Source organism: Aeromonas sp. S16(2024) (genome assembly GCF_041403065.1).
GTDB lineage: Bacteria > Pseudomonadota > Gammaproteobacteria > Enterobacterales > Aeromonadaceae > Aeromonas.
On record NZ_JBGLQX010000020.1, the window covers coordinates 1 to 15,306 of the forward strand.

The 15,306-nt window shown below is 61.6% G+C and carries 12 protein-coding genes; 5 read left to right on the forward strand and 7 right to left on the reverse strand.

The features are described from left to right. Positions 1-357 precede the first annotated feature (357 nt). On the forward strand, positions 358-1,551 hold the full coding sequence (locus ACB030_RS15060) for an NnrS family protein (protein WP_371160863.1): 1,194 nt from the start codon (positions 358-360) through the stop codon (positions 1,549-1,551). On the opposite strand, the gene ACB030_RS15065 is transcribed toward ACB030_RS15060, so the two are convergent. Next, a complete protein-coding gene (locus tag ACB030_RS15065) occupies positions 1,552-2,124 on the reverse strand; it encodes a helix-turn-helix domain-containing protein (RefSeq protein ID WP_371160865.1) in 573 nt (190 codons plus the stop codon). A 116-nt stretch (positions 2,125-2,240) separates the two neighbouring features. On the opposite strand from ACB030_RS15065, the gene ACB030_RS15070 reads away from it, so the two are divergent. Then, positions 2,241-3,392, forward strand: coding sequence for a benzoate/H(+) symporter BenE family transporter (locus ACB030_RS15070; protein ID WP_371160867.1), 1,152 nt, complete (start codon positions 2,241-2,243; stop codon positions 3,390-3,392). Positions 3,393-3,539: 147 nt separating this feature from the next. Further along, a complete protein-coding gene (locus ACB030_RS15075) occupies positions 3,540-4,604 on the forward strand; it encodes a DUF3103 family protein (protein ID WP_371160869.1) in 1,065 nt (354 codons plus the stop codon). A 66-nt stretch (positions 4,605-4,670) separates the two neighbouring features. Here the strand turns inward: ACB030_RS15075 and metF are convergent, their stop codons facing one another. Continuing rightward, positions 4,671-5,567 carry a methylenetetrahydrofolate reductase gene (metF, locus tag ACB030_RS15080; protein WP_025328549.1) on the reverse strand — a complete coding sequence of 299 codons (897 nt, stop codon included), beginning with the start codon at positions 5,565-5,567 and terminating at the stop codon, positions 4,671-4,673. Positions 5,568-5,894: 327 nt separating this feature from the next. Here metF and ACB030_RS15085 point away from each other — a divergent pair, with 327 nt between their 5' ends. Continuing rightward, on the forward strand, positions 5,895-6,689 hold the full coding sequence (locus ACB030_RS15085) for a GNAT family N-acetyltransferase (RefSeq protein ID WP_371160871.1): 795 nt from the start codon (positions 5,895-5,897) through the stop codon (positions 6,687-6,689). Between the two features lie 76 nt (positions 6,690-6,765). Here the strand turns inward: ACB030_RS15085 and ACB030_RS15090 are convergent, their stop codons facing one another. The 3 genes from ACB030_RS15090 to ACB030_RS15100 all read right to left on the reverse strand — a co-directional run bounded on the left by ACB030_RS15090 (position 6,766) and on the right by ACB030_RS15100 (position 10,993). Beyond that, positions 6,766-8,211, reverse strand: a complete 1,446-nt coding sequence (locus tag ACB030_RS15090; RefSeq protein ID WP_371160873.1) for an ABC transporter substrate-binding protein — start codon at positions 8,209-8,211, stop codon at positions 6,766-6,768. 8 nt (positions 8,212-8,219) lie between these two features. Further along, positions 8,220-10,199, reverse strand: a complete 1,980-nt coding sequence (locus ACB030_RS15095; protein WP_371160875.1) for a methyl-accepting chemotaxis protein — start codon at positions 10,197-10,199, stop codon at positions 8,220-8,222. 200 nt (positions 10,200-10,399) lie between these two features. Further along, positions 10,400-10,993, reverse strand: a complete 594-nt coding sequence (locus ACB030_RS15100) for an OmpW family outer membrane protein (RefSeq protein WP_371160877.1) — start codon at positions 10,991-10,993, stop codon at positions 10,400-10,402. Positions 10,994-11,317: 324 nt separating this feature from the next. On the opposite strand from ACB030_RS15100, the gene ACB030_RS15105 reads away from it, so the two are divergent. Next, positions 11,318-11,443 carry a hypothetical protein gene (locus tag ACB030_RS15105; RefSeq protein WP_005328766.1) on the forward strand — a complete coding sequence of 42 codons (126 nt, stop codon included), beginning with the start codon at positions 11,318-11,320 and terminating at the stop codon, positions 11,441-11,443. Positions 11,444-11,625: 182 nt separating this feature from the next. Here ACB030_RS15105 and uvrA read toward each other — a convergent pair whose 3' ends face one another. Together uvrA and ACB030_RS15115 are read right to left on the reverse strand one after the other, a co-directional pair. Beyond that, the gene (gene uvrA, locus ACB030_RS15110; RefSeq protein ID WP_371160879.1) at positions 11,626-14,454 is read right to left on the reverse strand and encodes an excinuclease ABC subunit UvrA; all 2,829 of its coding nucleotides are present in this window, start codon (positions 14,452-14,454) and stop codon (positions 11,626-11,628) included. Between the two features lie 94 nt (positions 14,455-14,548). Continuing rightward, positions 14,549-15,187: a LuxR C-terminal-related transcriptional regulator gene (locus ACB030_RS15115; RefSeq protein ID WP_371160881.1), complete on the reverse strand. Its 639-nt coding sequence runs from the start codon at positions 15,185-15,187 to the stop codon at positions 14,549-14,551. Between the last annotated feature and the right edge of the window lie 119 nt (positions 15,188-15,306).

The window sequence follows — 15,306 nt, forward strand, 5'->3', positions numbered from 1 at the left end:
ATTGCTTGATTCAAATTGTTAAAGAGCGTCACGCTTATCGCGTTGAGGAGGCGCATCTTACGCTCCTCACTTCGAAAGTCAAGCGGTTGTTTTCGCTTTTCTTTCGGCGCCGGCTTCGCAAGGAAGCTGGCTCATCAGTCCGGCGTGTTCCGCCGTGCTGGTAGGGGCGCATTATAGGGAGCCGCGCCGGGATGACAAGGGCTTTTTCACCTTCACCGCTCGTTCGCTCAGTTCTGCAGCAAGACGTTCCTTTTTTGCCCACCAACCCACCCAAATCGGCATTCCCTGGATTTAAATTGAACATTTGAAAAGCCACTTTATAATTGGCTTTTCAAATGTTCAATTAAGGTCGCTGTCATGCACCAGATCCTCGATAGCCACAAGGAAGAGCAGATAATCCCTCTGTTCCGCTTGGGGTTTCGCCCCTTCTTTCTACTCGGATCCCTGTTTTCCTGCCTGGCCATGCTGGGTTGGCTGGGGCAACTTAATAACTGGTTCGCCCTGCCCGGTATTGGCAATCCCATCTGGTGGCACGCTCATGAGATGTTGTTCGGCTTTGGCGCCGCCATAGTTGCGGGGTTTCTGCTGACTGCCGTCCAGAACTGGACGGCTCATCCCGGCGTTCGCAGTTGGCCATTGGCGCTGATCGTGGGAATGTGGGTGCTGCCAAGATGCCTGCTCCCCTGGTTTGGAGAAGACAATCTCATTCTGATGGCACTGGATCTGGCCTGGTTACCCCTCTGTGCCTGGTTCCTCGCCAAGCCCGTCATCATGACGCGCCAATGGCGCAACCTCTTCTTTGTCCCCCTGCTCCTTATATTGACTCTGCTCAATGTCGCCAGCTGGTTATGGCGAGATGACTGGAGCACAGTGGAACATCTGCTCATCACGACGGTATTGCTGTTCACCACCCTGATCGCCGTGATGGGCGGACGCGTCATTCCCTTCTTTACCGCCAGAGGCACGGGTCAGGAGAAGGCGCCGCCCAGCCCTTGGCTGGAGCGCGGGGCCTTGGCCTCTCTCTGGTTGCTCCTGCTGCTCTGGCTGCTGCCTGGCTCATGGATCAACTCTCTATATATGGCGCCTCTATATATAGTGGCGGCCGGCTTGCACCTGGGCAGGCAACTGCGCTGGCGACCCGGCACCACCCTGGCACAGCCCCTGCTATGGTCGCTGCACCTGGCTTACCTGTTTATTCCCCTTGGCCTGCTCGCCCTTGCGGCTCAGGCTGCGGGACTGCCTCTCAGCTTGTCCCTCGCCAGTCACCTGCTCAGTGCGGGCTGCATGGGGACCATGATCCTCGGGATGATTGCCAGGGTGTCTCTCGGTCACAGCGGCAGGGCTCTGCACGTCGGGCGCAGGATCACCCTGGCATTCGCGCTGGTGATCTTCTCTGCCTTCGTGCGAGTCCTGCTTCCTCTGTATTGGCCTACCTTGACGCTGACGGGATGGAACCTGAGCGGCTGGAGCTGGATAGCGGCCTATGGCCTGTTTGTCTGGGTTTACACCCCCATCCTGGCCCGCCCCAGAGCGGACGGTCGTCCGGGTTAACTACCAGGGGCGAGTGGCGGGATAATGGATCAGATTGTGGAAAACGGCCGGGGCTATTCCCAGATTGCGGTAACCATGGGGACGATCGGCGGCGAAGCGAACGGCTTCCCCCTGATCCAGTGAACGCCACTGCCCATCGACCAGCACCTCCATCACACCACTGATGACGATGACATGTTCGGTCACCCCGGGCTCATGGGGTTCGGATTCCCGCTGATAGCCGGGTAGCAGGGTCAACTCGAACAGCTCGAAACCGAACCGGCCTTCATAGGGAAACAGGGGCGCCACCTGCATGCCTTCGCCCGCCGGTTGCTGGCGAATGTCATCGGCGATGCGATAGAGCGTCTCCCCCGTCACTGCCGGGGTCGGCTCGATAAAGCTGGAGAAGGAGACCCGAAATCCGGTGGCGATCTTCCACAGGGTCGCCACCGTCGGGCTGGATTCCCCCCTCTCTATCTGCCCCAGCATGGCCTTGCTCACCCCGGTCTCGCGAGCAGCCACATCCAGACTCCACCCCAGTTCGGCACGCAGCCCTTTCAATCGCTGAGCCAGGTGCCGATTCATCTCCTGCATACGCCCTCTCCCGAATACCGCATCTTCACCTTGTGCGCTATAGCGCACACCGCTATAGTCAAAACCACATTGTACGTAATAACGCACAAGCTATCAGCATACACAAGGATGTCGCTATGCCCTTTGCTCTCCCTCACCTGGTCGCAGGCCTTATCGCCGTCCTGGTTGGCTATACCAGTTCGGTCGTACTGATCATTCAGGCGGCTACCGCAGCCGGCGCCGATGCAGCCCAGGTATCTTCCTGGCTATGGACACTGGGTATCGGCATGGGCGTGAGCTGCATCGGCCTCTCCCTCTATTACCGCATCCCCGTGCTGACCGCCTGGTCAACGCCGGGGGCCGCCCTGCTCATCACCAGCCTGGGCAATTTCAGCCTGGCGGAGGCCATAGGCGCCTTCATCATCTCCTCCTTGCTGATCACCCTGTGCGGCATCAGCGGCTGGTTCGACAGGCTGATGCGCCACATTCCGGCTCCGCTGGCCGCCGCCATGCTGGCCGGGGTGTTGCTCAGATTCGGGCTGGACCTGTTCAAGGTGGCCCCCCAGGATCCCCTGCTGCTTGGCGCCTTGCTGCTGGCTTTCCTGCTCGGCCGCCACCTCTGGCCCCGCTATACCATGGTGCTGGTCCTGGCCACCGGCATGCTGCTCTGCGCCCTGAGGGGCGAGTTGCAGCTGACTGAAGTCCACTGGCAGCTCTCCAGCCCGGTGTGGATCTCGCCAACCTTTTCCATCAACGCCATGCTGGGGATAGCGCTGCCGCTGTTCCTCGTCACCATGACGTCGCAAAACATGCCGGGCATCGCGATCCTCCGTGCCCATGGTTATCAACCGGCCACCTCCTCCCTGATCGGCTGGACCGGCCTGACCGGTCTGCTGCTGGCCCCGTTCGGTGGTTACGCCTTCAACCTGGCCGCCATCACGGCCGCCATCTGCATGGGCAAGGAGGTGGATCCCGATGCCGCTCGCCGCTGGCCCGCCGCCCTGTGGGCGGGTTGCTTCTACCTGCTGACCGGTTGCTTCGGGGCGACTGTGGTCGCCTTGTTCAGCGCCTTCCCCACCGCCCTGGTGACCTGCGTGGCCGGGCTGGCACTGCTCGGCACCATAGGCAGCAGCCTGCACGGGGCGCTGCAGCAGGATGAAGAGCGGGAAGCCGCGCTGCTGACCTTCATCATCACGGCCTCGGGGATCAGCCTGCTCGGTGTCGGGTCCGCCTGCTGGGGATTGCTGGTCGGCGTGGCGCTGCATCAAGTCAACCGACTCCGCGCCTGACCTGACCATCTGGGGAGACCCCAGTGAGACACAGCACATAATTCGGCAAGGATGGTTCACAGGCGAACCCCATTCCCGTCTAGTGAGGAGGAGGCGCAGATTCTTCCCGATACGCGCCTCTGTCAGACTCAATACTGGAGAAGAAGAATGAGGAATCAGGCTGTCATTTTATTGCTGACCCTGCTGGGCACCACCAGTGCCCATGCCGCCGACACGGACAGGGAGCTGGCACGCCAGCTCGCACTGCAGCAGAAGAATCTGCTGCCCCTGCTCGCCAATCAGGAGTACCAGAGTCCGCTGCCCAACCTGCTGCAAAAGGCGAGCCCCAGGCTGAAGCGCCAAGCCACAGATGCCAACCAAGCCGCCATCGACCGACAAGGGCTGGAGGGGGAAGTCAAACAGCTGATGCAGTTGCGACTGGCCAACCCCGAGCAGGCCAGTGCGCTCAAGCAGGGAACGGAGCCGCTGATTGCCTACGTGCCGAGCGGCGATGAGAAGAGCTGGAGCGCCATCGAAGCGTTCGATGGCGCCGGCAATCCGGTCTACCTCGATGTGAACCAGCCACCGGCGCGACCCGTGCTGGTAGTGGAGGCAGACCCCATCAAGGCCAAGAATGCCGGTCTGAAGGTGATGCGCAATGCGCTGGCTGCCGCCGACATCCAGGTGGCACCCCGTGCCGCCAGCAACACAGCCCCCCTCAAGACCAGCATCCTCAAGAAGATCAGGCTCAGCGATGATCAGGAGCCCTGGCTGCTCGGCGCCGCCGAGGTCTACGCCGTCGTGGCCGGGGTCAATCCGAGCCGGGACGAACCCGTGGTGGACATAGTCGACATGCCCTACCTCGATTATGACAACACCGACTACACCCCGAACCAGATCCTGGTGTACTGGGATCGCTATCGCTGGGGCGCGGTAGACCTCGTCATGATGGAGCAGGATGACAACGTCAACTACAAGGAGCTGAGCGCCCTGCTGATCGAGGCGCTCAAGCTGGGCTTCACCGCTGGCGGCGTGCCGGAAGCCCTCCCCTTCCTCGATCTCGGCGGCCGCATCGTCAAGGCGCTGCCCGACTCCTGGATGACCAACAACGACGACTACCTGGACACCTTCTACACCCTGGAGCAGGACCAGAGCTACCACCAGTATCCCGGTGCCGCCGGCAATGCGGTCATCACGCTGGAGCCCAAGGAGATCCAGCCGACCAGACCCTGATCATCACCCACGGCAAAAAGCCAATGAGGCAACTCATTGGCTTTTCTCGTTTCTGGCGGATGGGGATCAGGCCTGGCCTTTCGGCCTGACTCCCAGGGTATGGCAGATGGCGTAGGTCAGCTCGGAGCGGTTCAGGGTGTAGAAGTGGAAATCCTTCACCCCTTCCTGGCTCAGCACCCGCACCTGGTCGATGGCAATGCTGGCCCCCACCATGTTGCGGGTCATCTGATCGTTATCCAGCCCTTCGAATCGCTGGTGCATCCAGCGCGGGATCTTCACGTTGGTAAAGCCGGCAAACTTGTTGAGGGTCTGGAAATTGGAGACCGGCAGTATCCCCGGCACTATCTCGGCATCGATGCCGATGGCGGCGCAGCGATCGCGGAAGCGCAGGTAGGTCTCCACGTCGAAGAAGAACTGGGTAATGGCGCGGTTGGCACCGGCATCTATCTTGCGCTTGAGGTTGAGCAGATCGGACTGCGCGCTCCTGGCTTCGGGGTGGCCTTCCGGATAGGCGGCGACCGAGATGTCGAAGTCGGCCTCGGACTTGAGCAGGGCGACCAGATCGGTGGCATACATGTCCGGCTTGTCGAGTCCGGGAGGCAGGTCACCGCGCAGTGCCACTATGTGGCGAATGCCGCTGTTCCAGTAGTCACGGGCAATGGTTCTCAGCTCGTCGCGGCTGGCATCGATACAGGTCAGGTGCGGTGCGGCGATAAGACCGGTGCGCTCCTTGATGTCCTTTATTACCTTGTGGGTGCGATCCCGGGTGCCCGAGTTGGCGCCATAGGTCACGGAGACAAACTTGGGTTCCAGCACCTGCAGTCGTTCGATGGATTGCCAGAGGGTGTTCTCCATCCCTTCGCTGTTGGGTGGAAAAAACTCGAAGCTGACCGAAATGTTGTTACCCAAGTCAGCCAGACTCTGGTTGAGTGCCTCGACCTGACGCGCGCTGTGAAATCCCATCTGCTCTCTCCCTGTCCTACAACCGATTCCTGTACGTCAAAACGGATGTTTGGACGTCTAAACGTCTTTCTATCTTTATGAGAAAACGGATCAAAGTCAACACCGATTTGCCCGCGAGGGCGGGATAAACGATTTTTTTTATTTTGCAATTCGACCCAAGTAACGACGGGCCCCATCCCAAAATGGCCTCAGGCACGCTATGATGCGGGCGGATCGTCCTGGACGTTCTGAATCTGCGTGTGATTGTTTGGCCGGGTTTCCCGGCCTTTTTTTAACTTCTCTTCCTCCCTGCCGATAATCAATTCAAGCATTTGCAGGAGCCTTGTCATGGAAGATCACCCCGGTTTTGCCACCGATTTGCTGTTCGATCGCTATCAGGGCGAGGTGACGGACCATGAGGGGTTCTGGGCCGTGCGCACTCCGACCGCCCCGGATTACTACTTCGGCAACTATCTGCTGCTCCCCACGCCCCCCAGCGACCGCGACAAGGGTTGGCTCGAAGCCAGTTTCGACAAGCTGATCGGCCAGGATCCCAAGATCCGCCATCGCACCTTCCAGTGGCCGCTGGCCGAGGGACAGAACAGCCGGGTCGCCGGCTTCGTGGCGGCGGGATACCAGTACATGGAGTGCGTGGTGCTGGCGCTGGAGGCGGCCGACTGCAAGGCCCCGAGCGACCAGGATCTCGCCCCTGCCCGCCCCTTCACCCCCGCCGACTGGGATGACTGGCTGACCCTGGAGCTCGATGACAGGGACTCGGGTCATGAGCAGGAGAGCTACCTCGCCTACCTTCAGTCACGGCGCGACCTCTATCAGGCCATGATCGCCGATGGCCTGGGACAGTGGTGGGGGATCTGGCATCAGGATCGCCTGGTCGCCAGTTGCGGCCTCTTCTTCACCGGCGCCATGGGGCGCTTTCAGCTGGTGCGCACCCATCAGGATTGGCGCAACCGGGGCCTCTGCCGTCAGTTGCTGAGCCAGGTCGCCCGCCAGGGGTTCGAGCGGGCCAGGCAGCTCATCATAGTGGCGGACGAGCACTACCACGCCCAGCGGGTCTACCGCGCCCTGGGCTTCGTCCCGGTGGCGCGCATCGGCAGCCTGTGCCGCTGGGCTCACCAGCCGTAGGTGTCTGACACAGTAGGCGTCTGGCGCAAATAAAAACGGGAGGCTGATGCCTCCCGTTTTTTCATGGTGCCACCCTTCAGGGCTGCGGCGCGTCCAGCTCGCTGGCCAGCGCCTGCTCGACGTCGGTCGCGGCCGCCGCCGAGGGGGCAACTGCCGCGGGCGCGGGGGACGGGTTCAGCTCGGTCGAGATGGCCGCGGATGGCGCAGCGACGGCAGCCTCAACCGTGGCGGGAGCGGCAGAGACAGCGGCGGGAGCCACGCATTGGCAGTCCGGGGTCTTGGTCTGCTGACCCTGATGAGGGGCATACCAGCCCTTCAATCCCTGCTCCAGCCGATCGGCGGCGGCTTGCGGCGCCATGGTGCCGAGCAACACCCCCTGGCTCACCTCGGCCAGCTCATCCCCCAGCTTGGGGGTACCGCGAGAGAGGATCTGGGTGGCGACCCGGATGGTGGAGTCACACTGGTCCCGCCACTCCATCATCTCTTTGGCCGCCGGGTTGGTGGCCTCGAAGAAGTGGTTGGAGAGGGAGAAGAACCCCGGCAGCGAGTTGGTATAGAGCTCGGCAAACTGGGAGGTGGTCAGCCACTGCAGGAAGGTCATGGCGGCCTCCTTGTTCTTGCTGGCCGGGTTCATCCCCATACCGATGTCGGTGTGATCGGTGAAAAAGCAACCGTCACCCTGTTTTGCTACGGGCGGGCGCATGACACCGAAGTCCACCTTGCCGGTGAAGGGGGCTATCTCCCAGGAGCCGGCCGCATAGAAGGCAGCCTTGCCGGAGGTGAACAGCTCGTTGGTAGTGGCGTAGTCACGACCCTCTCCCCCCTCGCCGAGATAGGCGCGCCAGCGGGCCAGCTCCTCGAACACCTTGGCGTACTGCGGATTGTCGAGCCGCTCCTGACCCGCGATCAGCGCCAGCCGGCCATCCTCCCCCTTCCAGTAGTTGGGGCCTATGTTCTGGAAGCCCAGCTCGGAGGCGACCCAGCTCTCGGAGCCGCTCATGGCCAGCGGCACATAGCGGCCATCCGCCTTCACCTTGTCGAGCACGGCGAAGAACTGGTCCCGGGTCTGCGGCACCGTCAGCCCCAGCTCGCTGAAGATCTGCTTGTTGTAGAAGAAGCCGTGAATGACGGAGGCCATGGGCACGCAGAAGGTCTGGGCGCCGCTATCGGTCTGCCAGGGGGACTGGGCGAAGCTCGGGAAGTTCTCCATCCCGGCCATCTCGCTCAGCTCCGCCAGATGGCCTGCCTTGAACAGGGCCAGGGAGTCGTCGAACGGACGGCAGGTGATGAGATCCCCGGCCTTGCCCGCTTTCAGGCTGGCCCAGAGGGTCGGCATGTATTCGACGTTCTGCACCCCGTTGAAGCTCACCTGGATGCCCGGGTGAGCGGCCTCGAAGGCGGGAATGATCTTCTCCTCCCACAAGGCCTTGTCATCTATCCGCCAGCTTTCGATCACCAGCTCGCTGGCCATCAGCTGGCCACACAACAGGAGACTCAGGGCCCCGATCCACTTGTTAGCCATAAGTCCTCCTACACCTTGAAATGAGCGATCAATTGCTGCTGCTTGGCGACCAGTTCCGCCAGCACTTCACTGCTGCCTGCCGATTCACGGGCCTCCCGTTCGGTCTCGTAGGCCACGTCCGCAATGCCGGCGATATGACGGGCCACCCCCTGACTGACCGAGATCTGCTCCTGGGCCGCATGGGCGACCTGATCCGCCATCGACTTGATGGCGCTCATCCGCTCGGCGATGGATTGCAGCGCCTCGTCCATGGCCCGGGTCTGCGACACGCACCCCTGGGTCTGCTCCTGGCTGCGTCCCATCACCTCCATCACCTGCTTGCTGGAGCTCTGCAGGTTCTCGATCATGGCCTGGATCTCCTCGGTCGAGGTCTGGGTCCGGTTCGCCAGTGCCCTCACCTCGTCCGCCACCACGGCAAAGCCGCGACCGGCATCACCGGCCCGTGCCGCCTCGATGGCCGCATTCAGTGCCAGCAGGTTGGTCTGCTCGGCAATGCTGCGGATCACATCCAGAATGCTGCCGATGTTATTGCTAAATTCACCCAGCTTGTGGGTGATGCCGACCGCCTCCTCCATGGCGCCTGCCAGCTGTTCGGTGATCTGGCGCGTGGTCGCCACCTGCTTGCGACCGGCGCGAGCCTCCTCGTCGGCCAGATCCACCTCGCGCTTGGTACCGTCGGTAGAGCGGGCCACCTCGGTGGCGCTCACTTCCAGCTCGGTGATGGCGGCGGCGACCTGGTCGGTCTGGCTCTTCTGATCCTGCACCCTGGACATGGCGCGCTCGCTGGTCTCGGCGGCGCGGCTCGCCTCCTCCACCAGATGGCGGGAACCGGCGTTGATCTGGGAGAGCAGCTCCCCCGTCTTGTCCGCCAGGGTGTTGATGGAGCGGGTCAGGCTGCCGAATTCACAACTGCTCTGGTAGTCGATGCGCCGGGTCATGTCCCCGGTGGCCATGCGATCCAGCGCCCGATCGATCAGCTGCAACGGGCGCTGTATGCTGCGCGCCGTGGTGTAACCGATGATGAGCGCGGCGGCGGCGGAGATGGCGGAGACGATCAGGATCCAGAGGCTGGCACTGCTGACGGCGTCATCGGCCCCGATCCGGCTCTGGCTGGCGATGCTGCCCGCCGACTTGCCCATCTCGTCCAGCAGCGCCAGGCTGTTGACCAGGCTGGTATCGAGCTGTTGATTCAAGGTTTGCAGCGAGGCAGCAAGCTGCTGGGCATTACGCATGGTGGCCAGCAGCCCCTGCGGGCCGAGCGCCAGCTCCTGCATCCTGTCCAGATTGACGACGAAGCGCTGCCTCACATCATCGGGCACCAGCACCCGCTCGAGCCGCTTGCGCGCCATCTCGATATCCTTGGCGAGCACCTTCTCCAGTTCGTTGAGATCTGTCTTGGCGTCGGCCCGACGGATGTTCTTCAGATCCCGGGCGATGCCGGAGGTGATGAGTTCGGCCTTGTTGCGCATGGAGCGCTTGCTGGCGGTCTGCTGCAACAGCAGATCGGCGGCCCACTGATAGGTGTCTTCCAGCCGGATAAAGGCCAGCTCCAGCTCATGACGCCGATCGAGGGCGGCTATCCACTGGCCATGCTGGCTCAGCACCTGATCCGCCAGAGCGTAGAACTCCCGGGTGGCCCCATCTACCTGACGAAAGCGCTCGCCCGCCTCGGCCACGTCGTTGAAGCGGGCCATCTCCTGACTCTGGGCCAGGAAGCGCGCCTGCTGCGCCTTGAACTGGCTGGCCAGCTGCGGCAACTGGGTCGCATCTTCACTGGTCCTGTAGGTCAACACCCAGCGGTTGCCGTCCTGCAAGGCGCCCTTGAGCCCGGCGACGGCGATCACCAAGGGAGTGGCACGATCCGATACCTGGGAGAGCCCCTCATTGATTCCCCGGATCTTCAGAATACTGATGAAGCCCAGCAGAACCAGCAGCAGCAACATCAGCACAAATCCGGCGATGATCCGCTGCACGATAGATAAACCCATGGAGACATCCTCACTCGTTGGGAAATAAAGGGGTGAACGCAGAGGCTATCGGCAAGTTGAGGCAATGGAAGAGCAATAAGTGATGCCATGGGGGGCCGGATCACAGTTATTGTCCCGAGCCGGACAGAAAAGGGCCCGAACAGAGCCGGGCCAAAGAGACATGCTTGGTTGTCATGGCCTTGTGGCGGCCAACCTTGTCATCAGAAGCGGTAGCCGACGCCGAACATGAAGGCAACCGGATCGATGGAGGTATTGATGGTGCCCACCGCGGTGTGCACGTCGGTGTCGATGTCGATGAGCCAGGCGGAGGCGTTGACGAACCAGCGGTCGTTGATCGCCATGTCCAGGCCCACCTGACCCGCCAGCCCCCAGGAGGAGTCAACGCTCACATCCGTGCCTGCCAGGGCACCACGGCCCTCTTCATCGAAGAAGGTGGTGTAGTTGATGCCAGCGCCGACATAGGGACGCACCTTGCTGTTGGCATCCCCGAAGTAGTACTGCGCCATCAGGGTCGGCGGCAGGTGCTTGACCTTTGCCACCTCTGCCCCACCCAGTTTAACGGAGTGAGAGAAAGGCGTTGCGGCCAGCAGCTCGACGCCCCAGTTGTCCGTCAGCATGTAGGAGAGGGTCAGCCCCAGCTGCATGTTGCTGTCTATATCCAGCACGTCGTCACTGCTGGTCTGGGGAGAGACGAAGGCCAGGCCGCCACGCACCAGGATGTCACCGGCCTGGTGGGCCATGGCGGCGGGGGAAGCAAAAGCGGCTGCGATCAGGAGAGGAAGCACTTTTTTCATCACATAATTCCTTTTTGTTTTCTTTCTATGTTGTAAGCCCGAAAACTATAAAAGGATGTGAATGGACGGTTATTGATTTAGCTCAATAGTTATCAAGAAATAGATGGATGTACACAGCAGCTTCAGACAGCCAAAAACCTGACAAATAACACCATAAAACCATTTAAATACAGTAAGTTGAAATATAAATATGCAATGACGCCCCATTTAAAATAGCAAATAAATACACCTTAAGGGTGCCCATATTCCCGTTTCACTGTTGTTTAATGATGCCGGCCAGCGTATTTTATTAAAGCAATGTAGCCATGCTGTAATTTAATCTTTATGAAACCACAAACACGCAAAGACAAAATCATCGGCATCCTGGCAGCCATCTGGGGCATAGGCTCCTTCCTGTTTATCCTGCTCGGTTTTCTGTTCGCCCTCGCCTTCCTGATGCTGGCCCACTGACCCCCGGCATCACGGCTCACACCCTGGGTGCGGGGTTACCCTGCCCGCTTCAATACCGCATTCAATCATGCTCCGGGCTCAGATCCTGCGCCCGCCGCCGAGGCGAAGCCCGGGATCTCTCCATCCCCCCGGCGATCGCCCACAAAAAAGGGGCCTTGGCCCCTTGTCTGTCTGATGTGCCCCTACTTGTTCAGCAAGGGGGCCAGGAAGCGCGCCGTGTGCGACTCCTTGCAACGGCTCATCTCTTCCGGCGTGCCGGTCACCAGGATACGGCCGCCACCGGCGCCCCCTTCCGGCCCCAGATCGACGATCCAGTCGGCGGTCTTGATGACGTCCAGGTTGTGCTCGATGATGACTATGGTGTTGCCTCTATCCCGCAGCTGGTGCAGCACCTTGAGCAGCTGCTGGATATCGTGGAAGTGCAACCCCGTGGTCGGCTCGTCCAGGATGTAGAGGGTCTGGCCGGTGTCCCGCTTGGAGAGCTCCCGCGCCAGCTTGACCCGCTGCGCCTCGCCCCCCGACAGGGTGGTGGCGGACTGACCGAGGCGGATGTAGGAGAGGCCCACGTCCATCAGGGTCTGCAGCTTGCGCGCCACCGCAGGGACGGGGTCGAAGAATTCGCGGGCATCTTCCACCGTCATCTCCAGGATCTCGTGGATGTTCTTGCCCTTGTACTTCACCTCCAGGGTCTCGCGGTTGTAGCGCTTGCCCTTGCAGACATCGCACGGCACGTAGACGTCCGGCAGGAAGTGCATCTCCACCTTGATGACCCCATCCCCCTGGCACGCCTCGCAGCGCCCCCCCTTGACGTTGAAGGAGAAGCGGCCCGGCTGGTAGCCACGGGAGCGCGCCTCCTGGGTGCCGGAAAGCAGCTCTCGGATCGGGGTGAACAGGCCGGTATAGGTGGCCGGGTTGGAGCGCGGGGTCCGGCCGATGGGGCTCTGGTCGATGTCCACCACCTTGTCCAGATGCTCCAGCCCTTCCACCTCGCGATAGGGGGCCGGGGTGGACTCGGTCGCCTTGTTCAGCTCCCGGTGGGCGATGCGGAACAGGGTGTCGTTGATCAGGGTCGACTTGCCTGAGCCGGAGACGCCGGTGACGCAGGTCATCACCCCGATGGGCAAATCCAGGTTGACGTTGCGCAGGTTGTTGCCGCTCGCCCCCTTGAGTTTCAACCACTTGCCGGTGAGCGGCGTGCGTTCATCAGGAATGGCGATCTGCTTGCGGCCGGAGAGGTAGTCACCGGTGAGCGATTCGGGATTGGCGATAATCTCTTCCGGTGTCCCTTGGGCGACTATGGCCCCGCCATGCACGCCGGCCCCCGGGCCTATGTCGAGCACATGGTCGGCGAGGCGGATGGCGTCCTCGTCGTGCTCCACCACGATCACCGTGTTGCCGAGATCGCGCAGATGGGTGAGGGTCTTGAGCAGCCGCTCGTTGTCCCGCTGGTGCAGGCCGATGGAGGGCTCATCCAGCACATACATGACCCCCACCAGACCGGCGCCAATCTGGCTCGCCAGCCGGATCCGCTGCGCCTCCCCGCCGGACAGCGTCTCGGCGCTGCGGGACAGGCTCAGATAGTTGAGGCCCACGTTCACCAGGAAGCCGAGCCGCTCGACTATCTCTTTGAGGATCTTCTCGGCGATCTGGGCGCGCTGGCCGGTGAGGTTCAGCCCCTCGAAGAAGGCCAGCGCATCACCGATGGATTGCTCGGCGATGGCAGGCAGGTTGCGGTTGTCGACGAAGACGTGGCGCGCCTCTTCCCGCAGCCGGCTGCCACCGCAGCTGGTGCAGGACTTGTTGGCGATGTACTTGGAGAGCTCTTCCCGCACCGAGTTGGACTCGGTTTCCCGGTAGCGCCGCTCCATGTTGTGCAGTATCCCCTCGAACGGGTGCTTGCGCACCACAACGTCGCCGCGATCATTCATGTAGCGGAACTCGATCTCGGTGCGACCGGAGCCGCGCAGTATCACCTCCTGGGTCTTGGCCGGCAGATCTTCCCAGGGCGCTTCCAGATCGAACTTGTAGTGCTCGGAGAGGGATTTGAGCATCTGGAAGTAATAGAAGCTGCGCTTGTCCCAACCCCGGATGGCGCCACCGGCCAGGCTCTGGCTCGGATCGTGGATCAGCTTGGCGGGATCGAAGTACTGCTGCACCCCCAGACCGTCGCAGGTGGGGCAGGCACCGGCCGGGTTGTTGAAGGAGAAGATACGCGGCTCCAGCTCCGACATTGAGTAGCCGCACTCCGGGCAGGCGAAGTTGGCGGAGAAGATCAGGGGAGCAACGCCCTCCTCCCCGTCCATGGGAGCCACCAGGACTATGCCGCCGGAGAGGGTCAGTGCCGTCTCGAAGGATTCGGCGAGGCGCAGTGCCAGGTCATCGCGCACCTTGAAGCGGTCCACCACCACTTCGATGGTGTGCTTCTTGTGCAGCTCCAGCGAGGGAGGATCGGAGAGATCGCACACCTCCCCATCGATGCGGGCGCGGATATAGCCCTGGGCCGCCAGGTTCTCCAGCAGCTTGCTGTGCTCCCCCTTGCGATTGCGCACCACGGGCGCCAACAGCATCAGCTTGGTGCCTTCGGGCTGGGCCAGCACCTGATCCACCATCTGGCTGATGGTCTGGGCGGCGAGCGGGATGGCGTGGGTCGGGCAGCGGGGTTCACCGACCCGGGCAAACAGCAGGCGCAGGTAGTCGTAAATTTCGGTGATGGTGCCGACGGTCGAGCGCGGGTTATGGGAGGTGGACTTCTGCTCGATGGAGATAGCAGGCGACAGCCCCTCGATATGGTCCACGTCCGGCTTCTCCATCAGGGAGAGGAACTGGCGGGCATAGGCGGAGAGAGACTCCACGTAACGGCGCTGGCCTTCGGCATAGAGGGTATCGAACGCCAGGGAGGATTTGCCGGAACCTGACAGGCCGGTGACCACGATCAGCTTGTCACGGGGCAGAGTCAGGTTGATGTTTTTGAGGTTGTGGGTGCGGGCACCCCGGATCACGATTTTTTCCATCTTGTTGCGCGCTCGATACGGGAACCAGAGCGGGCCAGTATGGCATAGAGACTACTGGATGAATAGACAGGCTTTTATCATCCCATCCCGGCTCTCAGAGATACTCCTTGGCCCAGCTCACCGCCTGCAGGCGGTTCTTGACATTCAACTTCTTGAACACGTTATAGAGGTGGGACTTGATGGTGTGTTCGCTCACGAACAGGCTGTCGGCGATCTCGGTATTGGAGGCCCCCGTCATCAGGTGGCGGACAATCTCATGTTCACGGGCCGTCAGCAACGTCTGGTTGCGCAGGGGCTGGCCGCTCCCCTTGCGGTAGTAATCCACCAGATCGCACAGCAGATGGCGCGGGATCCAGTACTCTCCCTGCAGCACCTTGCGGATGCCGATCACCAGCCTGTCCAGGTTGTCCTGGCGGAAGAAGAGCCCGCTGGTGTGGGGCCACATCAGCAGCAACTCTTTATCCGTGCTGGTCGGGGCGTTGAGCAGCACGGCACTGGCCTCGCCGAAGCGGCTGCAGATGGCCTTGCTCCAATCCGCCTGCTGAGCCGACTTCAGATAGTCCAGATCGATCAGCAGCAGCGTCTGGACAGAGGTCTCGGCGGGTTCGGGCAGGGCCTCTATCTCCCCCACCAGCAAGATGGACAAGCCAAGCTGTTCGCTGAGGTGACGCTGGAAACTGCTGGCTTGTGCATTATTTTCGGTGATCAGCACTAGGGGGTATTCGGGCGTCATCAAGAGAACTTCCTTGCACATTCGAGTCGGGGCTTTTCGGCAAGGAAGAGTACCAATCCCCCTCCTGGCTGCAGCATTAAAAAAGTATTAGACGCCGCTGTGATTCCTTTGAAGCTCAG

Coding starts and splice junctions, on each gene's coding strand:
- ACB030_RS15085 (WP_371160871.1), top strand. CDS start 5,895: ATGGAAGATCACCCCGGTTTTGCCACCGATTTGCTGTTCGATCGCTAT.
- uvrA (WP_371160879.1), bottom strand. CDS start 14,454: ATGGAAAAAATCGTGATCCGGGGTGCCCGCACCCACAACCTCAAAAAC.
- ACB030_RS15095 (WP_371160875.1), bottom strand. CDS start 10,199: ATGGGTTTATCTATCGTGCAGCGGATCATCGCCGGATTTGTGCTGATG.
- ACB030_RS15100 (WP_371160877.1), bottom strand. CDS start 10,993: ATGAAAAAAGTGCTTCCTCTCCTGATCGCAGCCGCTTTTGCTTCCCCC.
- ACB030_RS15075 (WP_371160869.1), top strand. CDS start 3,540: ATGAGGAATCAGGCTGTCATTTTATTGCTGACCCTGCTGGGCACCACC.
- ACB030_RS15070 (WP_371160867.1), top strand. CDS start 2,241: ATGCCCTTTGCTCTCCCTCACCTGGTCGCAGGCCTTATCGCCGTCCTG.
- ACB030_RS15115 (WP_371160881.1), bottom strand. CDS start 15,187: ATGACGCCCGAATACCCCCTAGTGCTGATCACCGAAAATAATGCACAA.
- metF (WP_025328549.1), bottom strand. CDS start 5,567: ATGGGATTTCACAGCGCGCGTCAGGTCGAGGCACTCAACCAGAGTCTG.
- ACB030_RS15065 (WP_371160865.1), bottom strand. CDS start 2,124: ATGCAGGAGATGAATCGGCACCTGGCTCAGCGATTGAAAGGGCTGCGT.
- ACB030_RS15090 (WP_371160873.1), bottom strand. CDS start 8,211: ATGGCTAACAAGTGGATCGGGGCCCTGAGTCTCCTGTTGTGTGGCCAG.
- ACB030_RS15060 (WP_371160863.1), top strand. CDS start 358: ATGCACCAGATCCTCGATAGCCACAAGGAAGAGCAGATAATCCCTCTG.
- ACB030_RS15105 (WP_005328766.1), top strand. CDS start 11,318: ATGAAACCACAAACACGCAAAGACAAAATCATCGGCATCCTGGCAGCC.